Origin of the sequence: Flavobacterium flavipallidum, assembly GCF_038289905.1 — a bacterium.
In the GTDB taxonomy this organism is placed as follows: domain Bacteria; phylum Bacteroidota; class Bacteroidia; order Flavobacteriales; family Flavobacteriaceae; genus Flavobacterium; species Flavobacterium flavipallidum.
This window is the reverse complement of the sequence record NZ_JBBYHU010000007.1, coordinates 37,540-56,146: the sequence shown is the minus strand read 5'-3', so window position 1 is coordinate 56,146 and position 18,607 is coordinate 37,540. Positions and strand designations below refer to the sequence as shown.

Annotated in this window: 13 protein-coding genes; 7 read left to right on the top strand and 6 right to left on the bottom strand. The window is 32.7% G+C overall.

Annotation, left to right across the window (positions count from 1 at the left end; all coding sequences use genetic code 11):
- Positions 1 to 16: 16 nt before the first annotated feature.
- The 3 genes from AAEO59_RS05440 to AAEO59_RS05430 all read right to left on the bottom strand — a co-directional run bounded on the left by AAEO59_RS05440 (position 17) and on the right by AAEO59_RS05430 (position 2,612).
- Positions 17 to 1,045 (bottom strand): nucleoside hydrolase, encoded by a 1,029-nt coding sequence (locus AAEO59_RS05440; RefSeq protein ID WP_341699722.1) that lies wholly within the window; start codon positions 1,043 to 1,045, stop codon positions 17 to 19.
- Between the two features lie 32 nt (positions 1,046 to 1,077).
- Positions 1,078 to 1,428, bottom strand: coding sequence for a DUF2200 domain-containing protein (locus tag AAEO59_RS05435; protein WP_341699721.1), 351 nt, complete (start codon positions 1,426 to 1,428; stop codon positions 1,078 to 1,080).
- 215 nt (positions 1,429 to 1,643) lie between these two features.
- Positions 1,644 to 2,612 carry a hypothetical protein gene (locus AAEO59_RS05430; protein WP_341699720.1) on the bottom strand — a complete coding sequence of 323 codons (969 nt, stop codon included), beginning with the start codon at positions 2,610 to 2,612 and terminating at the stop codon, positions 1,644 to 1,646.
- 373 nt (positions 2,613 to 2,985) lie between these two features.
- Between AAEO59_RS05430 and AAEO59_RS05425 the strand changes: the two genes are divergently transcribed.
- A complete protein-coding gene (locus AAEO59_RS05425) occupies positions 2,986 to 4,251 on the top strand; it encodes an aminotransferase class I/II-fold pyridoxal phosphate-dependent enzyme (RefSeq protein WP_341699792.1) in 1,266 nt (421 codons plus the stop codon).
- Positions 4,252 to 4,443: 192 nt separating this feature from the next.
- On the opposite strand, the gene AAEO59_RS05420 is transcribed toward AAEO59_RS05425, so the two are convergent.
- Entirely contained in the window at positions 4,444 to 5,562 is a 1,119-nt protein-coding gene (locus AAEO59_RS05420; RefSeq protein ID WP_341699719.1) for a GTP cyclohydrolase, read from the bottom strand.
- 15 nt (positions 5,563 to 5,577) lie between these two features.
- On the bottom strand, positions 5,578 to 6,531 hold the full coding sequence (locus AAEO59_RS05415; protein WP_341699718.1) for a transporter: 954 nt from the start codon (positions 6,529 to 6,531) through the stop codon (positions 5,578 to 5,580).
- Between the two features lie 121 nt (positions 6,532 to 6,652).
- Here AAEO59_RS05415 and AAEO59_RS05410 point away from each other — a divergent pair, with 121 nt between their 5' ends.
- From AAEO59_RS05410 to AAEO59_RS05390, 5 genes are all read left to right on the top strand, one after another.
- On the top strand, positions 6,653 to 6,934 hold the full coding sequence (locus AAEO59_RS05410; RefSeq protein ID WP_341699717.1) for a DUF4834 family protein: 282 nt from the start codon (positions 6,653 to 6,655) through the stop codon (positions 6,932 to 6,934).
- Positions 6,935 to 6,976: 42 nt separating this feature from the next.
- Complete coding sequence (locus AAEO59_RS05405; protein ID WP_341699716.1) at positions 6,977 to 9,427, top strand: hypothetical protein; 2,451 nt, start codon at positions 6,977 to 6,979, stop codon at positions 9,425 to 9,427.
- Positions 9,428 to 9,501: 74 nt separating this feature from the next.
- Entirely contained in the window at positions 9,502 to 10,794 is a 1,293-nt protein-coding gene (locus AAEO59_RS05400; protein ID WP_341699715.1) for a glycosyltransferase family 4 protein, read from the top strand.
- Between the two features lie 14 nt (positions 10,795 to 10,808).
- Positions 10,809 to 12,275 (top strand): oligosaccharide flippase family protein, encoded by a 1,467-nt coding sequence (locus AAEO59_RS05395; RefSeq protein WP_341699714.1) that lies wholly within the window; start codon positions 10,809 to 10,811, stop codon positions 12,273 to 12,275.
- Positions 12,276 to 12,406: 131 nt separating this feature from the next.
- Positions 12,407 to 12,703, top strand: a complete 297-nt coding sequence (locus AAEO59_RS05390; RefSeq protein ID WP_341699713.1) for a hypothetical protein — start codon at positions 12,407 to 12,409, stop codon at positions 12,701 to 12,703.
- Between the two features lie 56 nt (positions 12,704 to 12,759).
- Here the strand turns inward: AAEO59_RS05390 and uvrA are convergent, their stop codons facing one another.
- The gene (gene uvrA / locus AAEO59_RS05385; protein WP_341699712.1) at positions 12,760 to 15,567 is read right to left on the bottom strand and encodes an excinuclease ABC subunit UvrA; all 2,808 of its coding nucleotides are present in this window, start codon (positions 15,565 to 15,567) and stop codon (positions 12,760 to 12,762) included.
- Between the two features lie 193 nt (positions 15,568 to 15,760).
- Here uvrA and AAEO59_RS05380 point away from each other — a divergent pair, with 193 nt between their 5' ends.
- Complete coding sequence (locus tag AAEO59_RS05380; RefSeq protein WP_341699711.1) at positions 15,761 to 18,562, top strand: triple tyrosine motif-containing protein; 2,802 nt, start codon at positions 15,761 to 15,763, stop codon at positions 18,560 to 18,562.
- The last annotated feature ends 45 nt before the right edge of the window (positions 18,563 to 18,607 follow it).

The window sequence follows — 18,607 nt, the reverse complement described above, 5'->3', positions numbered from 1 at the left end:
ATTATTGTGAGGTGTTTTATGGTTCTTTTTTATTACTAAACAATTTCAGTTTTGCTATAAAATCTTCAAACATTAATCGAGTATCCAAATTAGTGTAAACTCTCATTTTGAGTTTTTCTGACATTTCATCATATAGACCGTACTCGTTGATGTTTGGAGTAGGTTTTAAAATGTATTTAGATGATGCAGGATCGGCTTCCCATGAAGTCTGCAAAGCAGTTAGTAATACCAAAGGACTATCACCTAACACGTAAGATTCGCCAAGAGATCTATTGGCTCTTTTCATTAAATTTTCTAATTTATCAATCAAGAAAGTCCCTGTTTCACCACAAGGTTTTATTTTGTATATCAATTCTGCAAATGAAAATAATGCCTGACGGTAGGTGTCTCTAGGAATTTGCCAAATGGGAATTTCAGAAACATTAAAAATGACCTGAGATGCTTTAATATCAATCCCAAGGTTGTATTCCGGATTTTTTACTCTGGGTGGGGGAATTCCTAATCCTTTATGCTCTGCACCCCCAATCCAAATTAAAATAATCTTTTTAGCAATCTGAGGTTCCATTAAATAGGCACTGGCTATGTTTGTTAATCCAGCTCCACAAACTATGTATAGAGGCATTTTAGTGTCTTTTCTCATGGCTTCTTTCACAATAATTTTTGCGCCATCAGATATCACCGGTATTTGATTATTGGTAAGGCTAGAGCTACCGCCTTCAAATACTGGAACTTTTTCAGTTAATTGCATAACATTAAGTAGCTCTTTTACTTGTGTACATGCATAATTTGCTGTTCCCGGATGATCATAAAAGCCATCTTTGTAGTGATGAGAACCAATTATTCCTTTAACTTCTACTGAAGGGGAGAGTAAATGATGTGCCAGTTGGAAAAGACCATCAGGATCTCCACCAAAATCATTGTCAATGATTACACGTATTCTGGGTTTAACAGTTTCATCGTAATATTTCGAATTGTTTTGAGAGTAAAGTGAGGATGTGAGTAAAAAAATATTAAGGAGTATTAGATATTTGTATTTTTTTTCCATTTTTTAAAATTGATTTTAGTTTAGAAGTATATTTACTTTCTCAAAATTTTATCTATCGATTTTCCTTTTGCTAATTCGTCAATGAGTTTGTCCAGATAGCGAATTTGCTGCATCAGCGGGTCTTCGATTTCTTCTACACGGTAACCGCAAATAACGCCTGTAATTTTAGTGATATTTGGGTTAATTTGAGGTGCTTTTGCAAAGAAATTTTCAAAGTCGGTTTTGTTGTCAAGTATTTGTTGTAAATCAGTTTCAGTATATCCTGTTAGCCAAAAAATAATGGCATCGACTTCCGCTTTAGTCCGATTCTTTTTTTCGGCTTTGGCAATATAATGCGGATAAACCGAAGCAAAGGCCATTTTAAAAACTTTATGATTGTTCATTTTTTTGTACGTCAAAAGTTGTTGTTACACGAAGATACGCAAAGGGTTTATAAAGTAACTTCAGGACTTAGTCATTGCAAGGGACGAAGCAATCACATTTGCTAAGTCATTTAGTGCTTGTTCTATTTTTTTAAATATACTTTGTGTGCACGAGCGTGACGCTCGCGCCAGCTTGAGGCGCACTCTGTCAGTTACTGGCAGAGCCGTCTACTCGATTAACTGCTGTAATTTATTTCATCAGTTAAGTTTTTAATTCTTTGTTCGATTAATTTAATACTATATGTTTGAGTAAGGGTTTCAAAAGGATGAATTTCTAAAGGAAAATCATGAAAATTGCTTGTAACATATTTCGAATCATTTTTTAAGAAATTTTCAAATTCTAGTTTGTTTTTGTTCAGGTTTGTATATTGTTCTTCGGAAGTAAAACTCTTTTCAAGAACTTTATATAAGTTATTTAAAATTTCTTTTTTCTCTTGTATTATCGAATTGTAATATTCTATATGCTGTGAATAATTATTCGGAATTTTTTTTGAATATATTTTTTCAGAAATTTCAATTGTAATAATTTCTTGAAGAAGATATGTGTCCATTAAAAAATCTTTTAATTTTTCTGGTTCTAAGATTAATTTATGCGTTGCTGATAAATAATCATGGCATATTATATTTCTTATTTCATATGCTTCAACAAGATTTTTAAATATACGATTTTTGTCAATCGGTCTGTTTTCATTTACAACATCTTCCAATTCAAAACCTTCATCAATGGATTTGGTTAATTCTATTATGTTTGCAAATATATCTATACCAGAAACTTCTGTAAACGTTTTGTATAAACTTTCTATTGAGGAATATTTAAAGGAATATGCTATTAAATCTCCTAATGAAAATTTTTCTTTTGTAATATGAAAAATATCTTCAATGTCAATTTTTATATTATTTCTTTTAATTAACGCTTTTGAATTATTCAAGTATTTTTCGTCAAAATCAATCAATGAAGAAAGAGTCTCTTTAAAAAAACTTTCATTAGATGCGACAATATTTATTGGAATTGTCATTAGAAATTCTCTGTCGTTTTTTCTGCTTTCTAAATCCCAAATAAGATTATATATATCACAAGTTACGTTTAACTTTTGTGAATATTTTATTTCTTCTTTAGATTTTTTTATTTTATCAGAAATGGACATATTTAGATTCTTATTTGCGTTCGTTTTTTTTATTATAGCAGTTAACTTGTAAATTGGCGAAACAAACCTTCGTATATACACCTAAAATCGGTAGATTGGCGAAAGTTTGTTTCGCTTTATTGTTTTCAAATGTATTAATTTTTTCTTACGAAATTTAAGGTTTATTGTGTTTTGGATAGGAATAGTTGTTCTTTAGCCCTGATGGTTCCGATAGCTATCGGAACGGCATCCTTATGGTTTTTTCTTTAAAAACCATAAGATATAGCGGACAGCCGGAATAGCTCCTGAAAATAATTTTACATAGAAGACCTTTATAAAATATAAATAATTATTTTTGCAACCTCTTAAAATTAAAATTATTACTGGATATATTATGGTAAAAGATTTATTCGAAAGAATTCAAAGCAACAAAGGACCGTTAGGGAAATGGGCTTCACAGGCAGAAGGATATTATGTGTTTCCAAAATTGGAAGGTGAGTTAGGGCCTAGAATGAAGTTTGGCGGAAAAGATATTTTGAACTGGAGTTTGAATGATTATTTAGGTTTAGCTAATCACCCTGAGGTGCGTAAGGCTGATACGGATGCTGCGATTCAGTTTGGAGCTGCTTACCCAATGGGAGCTCGTATGATGAGTGGTCACACTACTTATCATGAGCAATTAGAAAATGAATTGGCTGCATTTGTAATGAAAGAATCAGCTTATTTGTTGAATTTTGGATACCAGGGAATGGTTTCTATCATCGATGCTTTGGTGACTAAGAATGATATTATTGTTTATGATGTGGATTCTCATGCTTGTATCATTGACGGAGTTCGTTTGCACATGGGGAAACGTTTTACCTACAAGCACAATGACTTGGAAAGCATGGAGAAAAACCTGCAACGTGCTACTAAAATGGCTAAAGAAACAGGAGGAGGAATTCTTTTTATTACAGAAGGTGTTTTTGGAATGCGCGGTCAACAAGGTAAATTGAAAGAAATTGTAGCTTTGAAGGAGAAATACAATTTCCGTTTGTTAGTGGATGATGCGCACGGTTTTGGTACACTTGGAAAAACAGGTGCCGGAGCAGGTGAGGAGCAAGGTTGTCAGGACGGAATTGATGTTTATTTTTCAACTTTTGCAAAATCAATGGCAAATATTGGAGCTTTCGTAGCTGCTGATAAAGATGTAATTGATTATTTAAAATACAACTTGCGTTCGCAAATGTTTGCTAAAGCTTTGCCGATGATTCAAACATTAGGGTCATTGAAACGTTTGGAATTATTACGTGAGTCTTCAGCAATTAAAGATAAACTTTGGGAAAATGTAAATGCGTTGCAAAACGGATTAAAAGAAAAAGGATTCAATATTGGAGATACGAATACTTGTATTACTCCGGTATACCTTGAAGGATCTATCCCTGAAGCAATGGTAATGGTAAATGACTTGAGAGAGAATTATGGTATTTTCTTGTCAATCGTGGTTTATCCGGTTATTCCAAAAGGAATTATCTTATTGAGAATGATTCCTACTGCTTCTCATACTTTAGCAGATATTGAGGAAACTTTAACTGCTTTTGAAGCAATCCGTGAAAAATTAGTAAATGGTACTTACAAAGTAATAGCTGAGAAAACTACCGTTGATATGGAAGCACAATAATTAGTTGACAGTATTAAGTAATCAGTGATCAGTTTTGTTAGTGATCAGTTGATTCTTTATAATAACAAAAAACCATTCGCTTTGCGAATGGTTTTTTTATTGCTAATGTTTTTTGTTCCTTTTTTTGAAATCTGTATGCTGTTTTCTGAAGTCTGCTACTGAAGACTGATCACTGCATACTGCCTACTTAGATTAAAGGTCTTTTCGGAATGTTTTTCTGCGGCAGTGTACTTTTGGGTCAAAGTGTTTCCATAGATTGTGGATGGCTGTGTTGTCGGCAAGTTCCGGAGTTCTAAAGCAGTTTTCGATACCTTTTGCTTTAAACGTTTCGTAGTATTCATTGAAGATTACAGCGGTTACTGCTTTATTTTGGTATTCAGGATGTACTCCTATTAGATAGAAAAGTACGTCTTTGCTGTGCTTTTTTGCTTTTAGCAAATGAAATAATCCAAAAGGAAATAATTTTCCGTTGGCTTTTTGCAACGCTCTTGAAAAAGAAGGCATTACTATTCCAAAAGCAATAATGTTTTGATCTTTGTCTTCCACAAACTTAATGTATTCTGGATTGATGAAGCTGATGTATTTCTTTTTGAAATAGGCTTTTTGTGTTTCTGAAATGGCTACAAACGAAGATAATTTTGAATAAGATTCGTTAAATAGATCAAACATTTTGTCTACATAAGGCATGATTTCCTTAGTTGATTTAAAGTTGAGTGCCTTTAATTGGTATCTTTTTTTAACTAATTCATTAGCTTTTTGGAAAAACTCAGGTTGTACATTCGAAAAAGGAAATTTACTCTCGATATATTCTTTTTCTACCACATAACCTAGTTGTTCGAAATGAGTTGCATAATACGGATGATTGTACCAGGTAATCATAGTTCCTAATTGGTCAAAACCTTCGGTAAGTACGCCCACTTTATCCAAGTTTGAAAATCCCATTGGACCTTCAACATACTCTAAGTTATTTTTTCTACCTAATTCGTATACTTTTTCTAGTAAAGCTTTAGTGACTTCAATGTCGTTAATAACGTCAAACCAGCCAAAACGGACTTTTCTTTTTTGTTGTCCGTTTACTTCTGCCCAATTGATGATTGCAGTAATTCTTCCGGCAATTTTTCCGTCTTTGTAAGCTATGTAAAAATAGGCTTCGGCATTCTCAAAAGCAGGATTTTTAGTTTTGTCAAAAGTTTCTAATTCGTCGGCAATCAATGGTGGAACCCAAAACTCATTGTTTTTATATAAGGTAAAAGGGAATTTAATGTAATCGGTTAGTTCTTTTTTGGTTTTGGCTTCTTGAATTGTAATCATTTTTTTTGTTTTCTTTTATTGAATTGCGTCTCTTCTTTTTTGGTCTTTTCTGGCTGCTTTTCGCACAGATCTTGGTTGCGAAGGATTGTCGTCTAAGTCAACCCGAACTTCTTTGTAGCCTGCATCGTAACGCCATGAAAAACCAACACCACCGTAGAAAACGGTTGGCGTGTCTTTTAAATTATGGCTTATGGAAGCGTCTATTTGCATGTTTTTGCCCAGTAAAAATGCTGCACCGCCACGCACAATAGCATCACTGTAAAAATCACTTTTATAACCCTGATTTTCAATAAAACCAGACCATTTTTTGCTTATTCCTTTGGTTAGGGTAATGATGTAACCGTAACTTGGAAAATCGGTCATAATATAATCGGCTATGATATTAGTTACAAAAACCCAAGATCCGTCTCCTAAATGATTTTGAGTCACTAACATCGCTTTTGGCGAAATCATGGCGTCAGGGGAAAAGGAATACGGATTGTTTTTCATTGTAAAATTAGCTCCGGCATAAACAGATACGGCTGGGATTAATTGGTGCCAATTGAAAGCGTGATTCGCTTTCCAGCTATATACGTTAACTTTTTTTTCGTAATTTTTATAAGGGTCGTAGATGAGGTATTTGGCTCCTAATACGGTTTGTTTTAAATCTGATTTTGAAAATTGGTTATAAGCATAAACAAAATCTTCTTTTTGATATTGAATGTTAGCCATTACTTCTAATTTTTCAAGTAGAAAACCATATCGTAAATCTAGTTCTAATCCATATCCATTAGCATTGTAACCTAATAAACGATGGTTTTCGTTGATGCCATATAGACCGGTTTCTACCTGAATTACCGATTTTCCCACAGCATAAGCCGACATTGATTCTCCGGGTCTGTTGGAATTAATTTCGTCAGTATGTTGGCCGAAGTTGTAATTGGTTAAAAAACAGATAGCTGTAACTAATAAAATTTTGATTTTCGACATGATGTTTGGGATTTTAAAAGTATTTAGCTTTCCAAAAGTACTATATTTTATTATTTATTTAAGAATGATAATCTAATTTTGAATGTAGTATTTGTTAATTTTGCTAAAAAAATATTTGATTATGCAACTTGCTTCATTTACAGGTTTTTTAAGAACATTATTTATCATTATATCATTCTATTATATTTTTAGATTTTTGGCAAAATTGTTTTTGCCAGTTGTAATCAAAAAAGTAGTAGAAAAAGCGAGTGAGAATATGCAACAGCAACAGCGAGGTCAGTATCAAAATAACTGGCAAAGAACAACTGATGGTGAGACTAGTATTTATAACACTGATAATGCTAGAAAATCCCGCGAAACCAAAAAAGTGGGAGATTATGTGGATTACGAAGAAATAGATTAAATTTGCCGCAAACTAATTCGTAATTTATAAAATTCCCGAAAATTGAAAATAATAAATAAGTTCTATCCGCACGCTATTGCCATTCTTGGTTTTGTTTTAGTTTCTCTCATTTATTTTTATCCTGTGCTTCAGGGAAAACAAATTTTTCAATCGGATATTGCTCAATATACCGGTATGGCAAAAGAGCAAAACGATTTTCGGGCAAGTGAACATAATGAACCTTTTTGGACCAATTCTGCTTTTGGAGGAATGCCTACTTATCAGTTAGGAGCTAAATATCCATATGATTTTGTAGGAGCAGTAGACGATTTTTTACGATTTCTGCCTCGTCCTGCCGATTATTTATTCTTGTATTTCTTAGGTTTTTATGGTTTGCTTTTAGTTTTAAAAGTGGATCCATTGAAGTCCTTTTTTGGGGCTATAGCTTTTGGTTTTTCGACTTATTTAATCATTATTTTAGGGGTAGGACACAATGCTAAGGCGCATGCTATTGCTTATATGCCGTTGGTGGTAGCCGGTTTTATTTGGGTTTACAATAAAAGATACATAGCAGGTGGTTTGTTAACAATGATTGCAACTGCATTAGAAATTAATGCCAATCACTTTCAAATGACCTATTATTTACTGATTCTGTTATTGATTCTTTCAGCATATTTTGCTTACAATCTTATAAAAGAAAAAGAATATAAGTCGTTATTGACTTCGGTAGGAGTTTTGCTAGTTGCAGGAATTTTAGCCATAGGCGTTAATGCTACTAATTTATTGGCTACTGCTGAGTATGCTAATTTTAGTACCCGTGGAAAAAGCGAATTGACTTATAAACCGGATGGAACCCGTAGTACCGATACGAGTGCGATGACTCGTGATTATATTACCGAGTATAGTTATGGTATTGCAGAGAGTTTCAATTTGATTGCGCCAAGACTTTTTGGAGGTTCTAATAGTGAGAGTTTGGGCAAAGAATCACAAATTGTTCAATTTCTACAGCAACAACAAATAGGGGAAGGGCAATATATTACAGAATCACAGGCTGTTGAATATGCTAAACAAGGGATGCCAACCTACTGGGGAGACCAGCCTATTGTGGCTGCTCCGGCCTATATTGGGATTGTGGTTTTCTTTTTAGCAATCCTGGGATTGATTGTAGATGAAAGAAAAATAAAATATGCTTTTGCTTCAGGAGCAGCTGTGGCTTTAGTACTTTCCTGGGGTAAAAATCTCCCAATTGTAACCGATTTTTTTATTGATTATGTACCTATGTACAATAAGTTTAGAGCGGTTTCATCCATTCAGGTGGTATTGGAATTATGTTTTCCTGTTTTAGCAGTTATGGGCTTGCAGTCTTTTTGTAAAGCCGATAAAGCAAAACAATGGGAAGGATTATGGCAGTCGGCGGCTATTGGTTTAGGAACCATTGTCATTTTGTTTTTAAGCAAAGGCTTATTTAGCTTTTCAGGTGCTAGTGATGCTTATATGGCTCAAAGTTATGGTCCGGGTTTTGTGGATGCAATTAAGAGTGACAGAAAAACCATGTACAGTGCCGATTTGTTACGATCAGGATTCTTTATTATTTTGACAGCCGGAATTTTATGGATGGTCATCAAAGACAAAATAGCCCAAAAAACAGCTGTCATTTTGATTGGGTTGTTTATGGTTTCTGATTTGTTTTTTGTAGATAAAAAATACGTTTCTGATAAGGATTTTGTAAGTAGTAGAGAAGTAGATGTTCCTTTTCAGGAAACGCCATCTGATGCTCAAATTTTAAAAGATACATCGCATTATCGTGTGTTTGAAATCAACGGAAATTTCTCCAGCGCCAGAGCCTCTTATTTTCATAAATCAATTGGAGGTTATCATGCCGCAAAACCACGTAGAATGCAACAATTATTTGATTACCAAATTGCCAAAAACAACTTGGAAATTTTGAATATGTTGAATGTAAAATATGTGATTCAAACCGATAAAGAAGGTAAGGAATTCCCAACTTCAAATCCTGATGCGAATGGAAATGCTTGGTTTGTTAATGAAATCAAATTGGTAAATAATGCCAATGATGAAATGAAAGCTTTGGATCGTATTAATACCAAGAAAGTCGCTGTGTTTAATATGCAACTGAATGGTGATAAATTTAAAAATGCACGTATCAAACGTAATTTAGATACAACAGGAACAATTCAGTTAAGAGTTTATAAGCCAAATTATATAAAGTATATTTCGGATAGCAAAAACGAAGGTCTAGCTGTTTTTTCCGAAATTTATTATCCGCACGGTTGGAATGCATACATAGACGGAGTTAAAGCTGAGCATTTTCCTGTTGACTATGTTTTGAGAGCAATGATGTTGCCAAAAGGTGTTCATACTGTAGAATTTAAATTTGAACCTGAAGTAATTCAAAAAGGTAGTACCATTACACTTGTTAGTGGTGCTGTTATGTTCTTACTTTTAATAGGTGGAATTTATTACGAACGCAAAAGAACAGCTAAAGATTTTTGATTTAGATATTCAACATTCAAAAGTTTATCTGCATTCAATTTATTCGTTAAATAATCATTTGAAAAATTAAATCATTGGAACCAAAAAAAGTTCTTATTATCACTTATTATTGGCCGCCGGCGGGAGGGCCCGGAGTTCAACGCTGGTTGAAATTTGTGAAGTATTTACCTGATTTTGGTGTTCAGCCAATTGTGTATGTTCCTGAAAATCCAACTTATCCAATTGTGGATGAGAATTTGGTAAATGAAGTTTCGGATAAAGCGATTATTCTGAAACAAAAGATATTCGAGCCGTATCAACTGGCTTCTTTTTTGTCCAAGAACAAAACCAAAAAAATGAACTCGGGGATTATCCCCAATCAAAAGAAACAATCCTTTTTAGATAAACTTTTTCTTTGGATTCGTGGTAATTTATTTATTCCCGATGCCCGTTTTTTTTGGGTAAAACCTTCGGTTACCTATTTAGAAAAATACATTACAGAAAATAATATTGATACCATTGTAACTTCGGGTCCGCCGCATAGTTTGCATTTAATTGGTTTGGAATTAAAAAAGAAGTTGGCACTAAAATGGTTTGCTGATTTTAGAGATCCTTGGACAACTATTGGTTATCATAAATCCTTGCGATTATCTACTTATGCTGCTCAAAAACATAAGGATTTAGAATCGGAAGTTTTAAATACAGCCGATAGTATTATCGTTACCAGTAAAACCACTAAGAAAGAGTTTGAAGCACTGACTACAAAACCTATTGCTGTTATCACTAACGGTTATGATACGGAAAAAGTGCAGAAACAATCCTTGGATACTACATTTTCTTTGGCGCATATTGGTTCATTCCTTTCGGCTAGAAATCCAAAAATTCTTTGGGAATGTTTAGTGGAATTAATTAATGAAATTCCGGAGTTCAAAACACATTTGGAAATCAAATTGATAGGAGCTGTAAGTCAGGAAGTTTTTGATAGTATTACTGCTTTTGGACTAAATGATTATTTGAATAATTTGGGTTATGTTGCCCATGAGGAAGCAATCGCTCACCAAAGAAAATCACAGGTTTTATTACTTATCGAAATTGATTCAGAAGAAACAAAAAGTATTTTGCCGGGTAAATTGTTTGAATATATGGTTTCTAACCGACCAATTATTGCTCTTGGTCCAAAAGGTTCTGATTTTGACGAAATAATAACCGGAACGAATACAGGTGTGTTTTTTAATTATTCTGAAAAAGAAAAACTTAAAAAAGTGATTTTAGGTTATTATAATCAGTTTTTAGAAGGGAAATTACAATCTTATGGAGTAGGTTTGCAAAAATATTCCAGAAAAAATTTGACAGAACAATTGGTACAACTTCTAACTTCTAACTTCTAATTTCATACTTATAAATGGGGCTAGTATTAAATCAGTCTTTAAAAAATACGATTGTTACTTATATTGGTTTTGCAATAGGAGGAATTAATACCATCTATTTTTATCCCTATTTTTTAGGAAGTACTTATTATGCTTTAACCACTTATATCCTTTCTGCTGCGGCTATTATAATGCCATTACTGGCTTTTGGGGTACAAAACACCTTAGTGAAATTCTTTTCTCAATGCAGGAATGATAAGGAAGAGGCCGAGTTTCTTTCTTTTGCAGTATTGTTTCCATTAGTACTTTCGATTCCTTTACTGTCACTGTTTTTATTTTTTTATGGTGATATATCCAATTATCTGTCCAAAGTAAATCCTATTGTCAAAGACTTTTTGTGGTTTATTCCTTTCATAGGAATTTGTATGGCTTATTTTGAAATATTTTATGCCTGGGCAAGAGTTCATATGCATTCCGTATTTGGGAATTTTGTCAAAGAAGTTGGTTTACGATTGTTTTCATTAATTGCTTTAGTTGGTGTTTATTACCATTATATAACGCCGCTTCAGTTTATTTATATCACGGCAATTACTTATTTTTTAGCTTGTTTGGTAACGATGTTTTATGCTTTCTATTTGAAAAAGCCTCATTTTCAAATGGCTATTCCGCATAATGTTAAGGAGATTTCAGTATATACCTTTTATATCATTTTATCAGGAGGAGTAGCTACTTTGTTGTTAGATATCGATAAACTGATGTTGAATCAATACATTAAAATTGAAAATATAGCCTATTATTCGGTTGCTACTTATATTGCTTTAGTTATTTCGGTTCCAAGTAAGGCCATGTATCAAATTACTTATCCTATTACGGCGAAATTAATGCATGAGGAAAAACATGATGAGCTGGATGACTTTTATAAAAAGACTTCTATCAATTTGCAAATTGTAGGTGGCTATGTCATGTTGTGTATTTTTGTAAATATTAATACACTCTATGAGATGATTCCTGAGGAATACAGTGGAGGGGTAATGGTTGTTTTTCTAACGGGTTTATCTAAGTATGTTGATTTGATTTTAGGAAATAATACCGCTATTATTTTTAATACGAAACATTATAGAACGGTATTGTTTTTAGGTGTTGTAGTGGTCTTATTAACTGTAGGTTTAAATATGATTTTTATACCACTGTATGGTATTTTAGGTTCGGCAATCGCGATATTGTTATCGGTTACTTTATATAGTTTAGCCAAATTAATTTTTGTTCAAAGGAGGTTGCATCTTTATCCTTTTACAAAGCAAACCTTATATTCTTTCGCACTAACATCAATTTTATTTTTGGTTTTTTTCTTTTGGGATTTTCCGGTAAATGGAATCATTGCTATTGCTTTGAAATCAATATTAGTCACGATTGCTTATTTGTATTTGAATTATAAATTAGCTATTTCGCAGGAAATCAATGATGTATTTGATGGGTTGATTCAAAAATATTTGAAGAAATAACTTTTTTTAATTGTACGTTCAACAAATGTTAATCACTAAAAGTGGGTATTGAAATTCTTAATTTGTGGTATTAAATTTGTAGAAGATTTTTGTCTTTTAGTCAATATCTGTTTTATTAATACCCCCAAAACATGGAAAATTATACTCTTACATTGAATGAAAATTCTAAACAGTTATCTCAGGTTTTAGCTCAAAAAGTGAAGAAAGGTTTTGTGGTTGAAGAGGTAAATAATAAACTACCTTTTGTGGTTTTGTCTAAAAAACCAAGGAAAATAAATCATAATTTAAATTTTTGGATTTCTTGTGCTACGTTTGGTTTATGGTCTATTCCCTGGATTTATAAAGCGTATCAATCTAAAAGAGAAAAGAAAATTATCATTGCTATCGATGAAGAAGGTCAGGTTTTTGAAGATGTATGTTATAATTAAGATATAAGAAAAAAAAACTCCGTCTGGTTTAAATATAACGAGACGGAGTTTGTGTTTTATAGTTTTTCTTTGAGGTATTTTGCCGAAATCGATTTTTTACTTTTAACAATTTCTTCGGGAGTTCCTTCGGCTAATAATTGACCTCCGTTTTCGCCTCCTTCAGGGCCCAAATCGATAATCCAGTCGGCACATTTAATAAGGTCGAGATTGTGTTCAACTACTAAAAGTGAATGTCCTTTTTCTAATAAGGCATCAAAGGAAGCTAGTAGTTTTTTAATGTCATGAAAATGCAAACCGGTAGTAGGTTCGTCAAAAACAAACAAAGCCTTTTCTTTAGTAGCTCCTTTTACCAGAAAGGAGGCCAGTTTTATACGTTGCGCTTCACCTCCGGAAAGAGTTGAAGAGGATTGTCCCAACTGAACATAACCTAAACCTACATCTTGTAGGGGTTTTAGTTTTTGAGTAATTTTAGTTTGTTTATTGGTTTCAAAAAAATGTACCGCATCATCAATGGTCATGGTTAGGATGTCGTTGATGTTTTTACCTTCAAAAGCGACTTCTAAAACTTCTTTTTTAAATCTTTTACCACTGCAGGTTTCGCAAGGTAATTGAACATCGGCCATGAAAACCATTTCTACATTAATAGTTCCTTCGCCACTACAAGTTTCGCAACGACCACCATCAACGTTGAAAGAAAAATGTTTGGGTTGATAACCTCTTAATTTGGATAGTTTTTCTTTAGCAAATAAATCTCTTATGTCATCATAAGCCTTGATATAAGTCACAGGGTTTGATCGGGAACTTCGTCCAATAGGGTTTTGATCTACATATTCAATGTGTTTGATATGTGAAAAAGAACCTGTGATTTCAGTAAACTGTCCGGCTTTTTCTCCGGCCATATCCAATTTTTTCTGCAAAGCAGGATACAGTATTTTTTTGACCAACGTACTTTTTCCACTACCAGAAACCCCCGTAATCACCGTGAGTACATCAAGTGGAAATTTGACATCGATATTTTGCAGATTATTTTCTCTGGCTCCTTTTATTTCTACAAAATTTTTGAACGCACGACGACGTTTTGGAACGGCTATTTCTAAATCTCCGTTGAGGTATTTAGCCGTCAATGAGGTAGATTTTAGTATTTCTTCAAAATTCCCCTGAGCGACTAATTCTCCTCCAAAACTTCCGGCTTCGGGACCAATATCGATAATCATATCGGCGGCTTTCATAATGTCTTCGTCATGTTCGACAACTATAACAGTATTGCCCAAATCTCTTAGAGATAACAAAACTTTAATTAATCGTTCACTGTCTTTTGGGTGTAGACCAATACTTGGCTCATCCAAAATATACATCGAACCCACTAAGCTACTTCCCAATGAAGTGGCTAAATTTATTCGTTGGGATTCTCCACCGGAAAGAGTAGCGGAGTTTCGGTTGAGTGTTAAATAATCCAAACCTACATTACTTAAAAAAGATAATCGATTGTTGATTTCGACCAATAGTCTTTTGGCAATTTGCTTTTCGTATTCGTTTAATTCTAAATTTTTAAAGAAATCCACCAAATGTTTAATTGGTAAATCCACCAAATCCGATACGGTTTTGTTGTTAATTTTGATGTAAGAAGCTTCAGGACGTAAGCGTTTTCCTTTGCAAGTTTGGCATTTGGTTTTTCCGCGATAACGGGATAACATAACGCGGTTTTGAATTTTATAATTTTTGTCTTCTAATTCCTGAAAGAAATCATTCAATCCCTGGAAATATTCATTCCCGGTCCAGATTAATTCTTTTTGTTCATCAGTTAACTGGAAATAGGGTTTGTGTATCGGAAAATCAAATTTGTACGCACTATTGACTAATTGGTCGCGATACCATCCCATACTTTCACCACGCCATGGGAAAATAGCATTTTCATAAATGGATAAACTGCTGTTAGGAATCACTAATTCGGCATCAATTCCAATAATGTTACCGTAACCTTCACAACTTGGGCAGGCTCCGTAAGGATTGTTGAAACTAAATAAATGAACGTTTGGTTCCAGAAAAGTAATTCCGTCCAGTTCGAAATTATTGGAATAATCCAATCGGTTTTCTGAATTTAGTTCCTGTAAATAGCAAATACCTTTTCCTTCATAAAAAGCCGTTTGTACCGCATCGGCCAGACGATTAAAAAATTCTTCTTCCTCTTTAACTACAATTCGGTCAATGATTAACAAGATATCCTTGTGGTCATATGAGTGTTTTTCCGTCACTTCGAGCGAAGTCGAGAAGTCATCTAAACGGATAGTTTCATTATCTACTAATATTCTCGAAAAACCTTGTTGAAGAAAAACTTTTAGTTTGTCTTCCAGTTGTCTTCCTTCTTCCAGATGAATGGGAGCAAGAAGTAGCCATTTGCTGTTAATTTCAAAATTTTTCACATCATTGATAACATCGGTAACCGTGTTTTTCTTTACCTCACGGCCAGAAATTGGAGAAAAAGTTCTTCCTATTCGGGCATATAATAATTTGATGTAATCGTATATTTCAGTTGAAGTTCCTACAGTAGAACGTGCATTAGTTGTATTTACTTTTTGTTCAATGGCAATGGCAGGAGCAATTCCTTTGATATATTCAACTTTTGGCTTGTCTAATCTTCCAAGGAATTGTCGAGCATAGGAAGACAAGCTTTCCACATAACGGCGCTGTCCTTCGGCATATAAAGTGTCGAATGCTAAACTGGATTTTCCGGATCCAGAAAGTCCTGTAATTACAACAAGTTGATTGCGGGGAATAACAACGTCAAGATTTTTTAAATTATGGACTTGAGCTCCTTTGATAATGATGTTTTTCTTAGGATCTATTTTAGAAAAGTCAACTTTCATGGAAAAATATAATTTGTACAAAAGTAAACATTTTTAAACCGAGAAAAGGCCATGAACAAATTCTAAATTTTGTTAAAAAGAACTCTTTTTATCTAAAAATAGCTTGTTTTAGAGTAATGTTATTAAATATAAGTTTTTTATAAACTAATTGGATTTAGTTTTAAATTTACAGTAAACCAAAATCTAAAACCAATTGAAAACAAAATTAACCGCACTGTTTTTTATTCTTTATTTTTCTGTTTTTTCCCAAGATTTACCTCCTATTGTGGACTATCCTCCAAGTAGATACCAGGCAGGAAACCAAAACTGGATGATTTCTCAGGATCAAAATCAATTTATGTTTTTTGCTAATAATGAAGGCTTATTGGAATTTAATGGTTCCTATTGGAAATTGTATCCCTCTCCCAATGAAACTATAATTAGGTCTGTAAAAGTAATTGGCGATAAGATTTATACAGGAAGTTATATGGAGTTTGGTTTTTGGATACGTAAGGCGGATGGTTTGCTGCAATATCAGTCTTTGAGCTCCACAATAAAATCTAAGATTTTAGATGACGAGCAATTTTGGAATATTTTGAGTTATGATCATTGGGTTATTTTTCAATCATTGAATCGAATTTATATTTATGACTCGCAAGCTAAAAGTTTTAAAATAATTGCACCGAGTGCCAATATAATTAAAGCTTTTAAGACAGTGAATACTATTTATTACCAGGTAGAAAATCAAGGACTTTTTGAGATCGAAGGAGGTAAGAGTAAATTAGTTTCTAATGATTTGATATTAAAGAATAATCGCATTGTAAATATTTTTGCTAAGGAAGATAAGTTGTTGATTTCGACTCAAAAGTCTGGATTTTTTGAGCTTTCAGGTAAGTTGTTAGTGAAATTTCCAACAGAAATAGATCTTGATTTATCTAATGGGAGTGTGTATAGTTGTGAAAAATTATCCGAAAGTGGGTTTGCTATAGGAACAATTTCAAATGGAATTTTTATCATAAATTCTCTTGGTAGAAAAAGTTACCACATATCTCAGAGAAAAGGATTGAGTAATAATACGGCCTTGTCCATATTTGAAGATAAGGAAAAAAACCTTTGGGTAGGTTTAGATAATGGAATCAACTGTATTAATTTAAAATCGCCAATACAAAGTTATGTAGATGATTCGGGGGTATTAGGTACTGTTTACGCTTCGCAATTGTATAATGGGAAATTATATGTTGGGACGAATCAAGGCTTGTTTTGTAAAAAGTATCAAAGCAATGATGAATTTAAGTTTATCAATGGGACAAAAGGACAAGTTTGGTCATTGTATGTGCATGATGGATTACTGTTTTGCGGTCATGATACAGGAACTTTTATAATTGAAAATGATATGGCAAAGCATGTTTTTTCAAAATCAGGAACATGGAAATTTAAGGAAATACCGGGTAATAAAAATCTTTTATTACAAGGGAATTATTACGGTATATCGGTTTTAGAAAAGAGAAATAATCAATGGTTTTTTAGAAATAAAATAAAAGGATTTGACTATTCATCTAAATATTTTGAACTCACTAAATATTTTGAAATTTACGTAAGTCATGAATATAAAGGTGTATTTAGATTAGAATTAGATAATAATCTTCAAAATATTAAAAAGTATACTACATATAAACAGCCTGAAAAAGGAAAAAATGCAAGTTTAGTACAATTTAATAATATTATTTATTACGCTAACAAAAAAGGGGTTTTTAAACTAAATAAAAGTACAAAGCAATTTGTAAAAGAGTCGGTTTTGAGTGCTGTTTTTGAAAAAGATGAATATACCTCAGGAAAGATGATAGTGGATAGTTCAAACAAAATATGGATGTTTTCAAAAAATTATATCAGCTATTTTTCAGTAAATAAATTAAGTAATCAGTTAAAACAAAATAACATTCCTATTCCGGTTTCTTTGACGAATTCAATGTTGGGGTATGAAAATATTACCCAATTATCTCCATCAGTGTATTTCTTTGGAACAACCGATGGTTATTATACCATGAATATTAATGAATTGGCATTTGAAAATTATAAAGTTTCTATATCAAATATTAGTAGTTATGCCTTAGATGAATCTGTGCATTCAGCTATAATTAATGAAGAAGGGCGATTTTCGTATAATGAAAATAATATCAATTTTTCATATACAGTACCCGAATACAATAAATATATCAATGCTGAATATCAATATATATTAGAAGGTTTTCAAGATAAATGGAGTGAATGGAATGTGAAATCTTCGGTTAGTTTTAAGAATTTACCATCCGGTGATTATGTTTTTAAAGTGAAGGCTAAATTTGCTAATTCTAATCTTGAAAATACTGAAGTATATACTTTTACAATTCTAAAACCTTGGTACGGAACAAATTTAGCTATTCTTATTTATGTTCTTATAGCTTTTCTGTTGATTCGTTTAATTCATCAAGAGTATAATAAATATTACCAACGTCAAAAAGAAAAATTAATAGAAGAAAATAATCTTTTGTTGGAAATAAAGGAATTAGAAAACGAACAGCAATTGATGCGTCTTAAAAATGAGCAATTATCACAGAATGTTGATGAAATTAATCGAGAACTAGCTGCCTCGACGATGAATTTGAATAGTAAAAATGAATTGTTGGCTTCGATACAAAAAGATTTAAAAAATAATGAAGAGGGAGAAAATCGAAGTATTAAAACAGTGATTTCTGCTATCAATAAGAACATTACTGGAAAAGATTCATGGAGTGTATTTCAGGAAGCCTTTAATAAAACAGACAAAGATTTCCTAAAGAAAATGAAAGAAGCCCATCCTTCATTAACAGCAAATGATTTAAGATTATGTGCTTACTTAAGGCTTAATTTATCTTCAAAAGAAATAGCTCCTTTATTGAATATTTCGGTACGAAGTGTAGAAATTAAAAGATATCGTTTGCGAAAAAAAATGGATTTATCGCATGAGCAAGGACTTGTTGAGTATATTTTGACTGTATAGTTCTGCTAAATTTAACCTCAAAAACTATACATTACCACAACATTT

What these genes read in the sequence shown, in the direction of transcription:
- AAEO59_RS05440 (WP_341699722.1), bottom strand. Translation starts at nt 1,045, where the DNA reads ATGGAAAAAAAATACAAATATCTAATACTCCTTAATATTTTTTTACTC.
- AAEO59_RS05435 (WP_341699721.1), bottom strand. Translation starts at nt 1,428, where the DNA reads ATGAACAATCATAAAGTTTTTAAAATGGCCTTTGCTTCGGTTTATCCG.
- AAEO59_RS05430 (WP_341699720.1), bottom strand. Translation starts at nt 2,612, where the DNA reads ATGTCCATTTCTGATAAAATAAAAAAATCTAAAGAAGAAATAAAATAT.
- AAEO59_RS05425 (WP_341699792.1), top strand. Translation starts at nt 2,986, where the DNA reads ATGGTAAAAGATTTATTCGAAAGAATTCAAAGCAACAAAGGACCGTTA.
- AAEO59_RS05420 (WP_341699719.1), bottom strand. Translation starts at nt 5,562, where the DNA reads ATGATTACAATTCAAGAAGCCAAAACCAAAAAAGAACTAACCGATTAC.
- AAEO59_RS05415 (WP_341699718.1), bottom strand. Translation starts at nt 6,531, where the DNA reads ATGTCGAAAATCAAAATTTTATTAGTTACAGCTATCTGTTTTTTAACC.
- AAEO59_RS05410 (WP_341699717.1), top strand. Translation starts at nt 6,653, where the DNA reads ATGCAACTTGCTTCATTTACAGGTTTTTTAAGAACATTATTTATCATT.
- AAEO59_RS05395 (WP_341699714.1), top strand. Translation starts at nt 10,809, where the DNA reads ATGGGGCTAGTATTAAATCAGTCTTTAAAAAATACGATTGTTACTTAT.
- AAEO59_RS05390 (WP_341699713.1), top strand. Translation starts at nt 12,407, where the DNA reads ATGGAAAATTATACTCTTACATTGAATGAAAATTCTAAACAGTTATCT.
- uvrA (WP_341699712.1), bottom strand. Translation starts at nt 15,567, where the DNA reads ATGAAAGTTGACTTTTCTAAAATAGATCCTAAGAAAAACATCATTATC.